The sequence below is a fragment of the Rhizobium sp. SEMIA 4085 genome (genome assembly GCF_013004495.1).
Classification (GTDB): Bacteria; Pseudomonadota; Alphaproteobacteria; order Rhizobiales; family Rhizobiaceae; genus Rhizobium; species Rhizobium gallicum.
The window spans coordinates 1-949 of the sequence record NZ_JABEPH010000693.1; the positions used below are offsets into that span (position 1 = coordinate 1).

The 949-nt window shown below is 56.2% G+C and carries 1 protein-coding gene; it reads left to right on the forward strand.

The genetic code is table 11. The annotated features are described in order from the left end of the window. Positions 1–949 (forward strand): tripartite tricarboxylate transporter permease (locus C9413_RS32425; protein WP_170251625.1); only part of this gene is annotated, 949 nt, incomplete at both ends.

The window sequence follows — 949 nt, forward strand, 5'->3', positions numbered from 1 at the left end:
CTCGCTGATGGTTCTGGGTCTGATCGCGTCGATTGTCATTGCATCCGGGCAGCTTCTGCACGCTCTCGGCATGATCCTTGTGGGACTGCTGCTTGGGATGGTCGGAACCGATGTCAATTCCGCGGTGCCACGATACACGTTCGGAATGACCTCGGTAGCCGACGGCCTGAATTTCGTCGTTATAGCCATGGGTGTTTTCGGACTTGGCGAGATCATTGCTAACCTGGAAGACGAGACCGATCGTTCAGTCGTGACCAAAAAAGTGACCGGCCTCATGCCAACTAAAGAGGATTGGGGGCGCATTATCGCGCCCATCCTTCGCGGAACGGCTCTAGGATCTCTGCTTGGGATCCTTCCGGGTGGCGGCGCGGCTCTTGCCTCGTTTGGCTCCTATGCTCTTGAAAAGAAGATGTCGAAGCATCCAGAGCAATTCGGCAAGGGGGCGATCGAAGGCGTCGCTGGTCCGGAGTCCGCCAATAACGCGGGCGCTCAGACCTCTTTCATTCCAATGCTGACGCTTGGACTCCCTTCGAACGCCGTGATGGCGTTGATGATCGGCGCCATGATTATTCAAGGTATCCAGCCCGGACCTTCGGTCATGACTGACCAGCCGGAACTGTTCTGGGGGCTGATTGCCTCGATGTGGATTGGCAATCTCATGTTGCTGGTGCTCAACCTGCCACTGATTGGACTTTGGGTCCGGATGATCGCTATTCCGTACCATTTTCTGTTTCCGATCATCATCCTGTTCTGTACGATCGGGGTGTTCAGCGTCAACAACAACGTCTTCGACGTCTATGGAATGGCTCTGTTCGGTGTGGCTGGCTACATCTTCCGACGGCTCGATGCGGAGCCGGCACCGATGTTGCTGGCGTTCATCCTTGGGCCGATGATGGAGGAATTCCTGCGTCGAGCCCTTCTGTTTTCGAAGGGCGACGCGACGGTACTC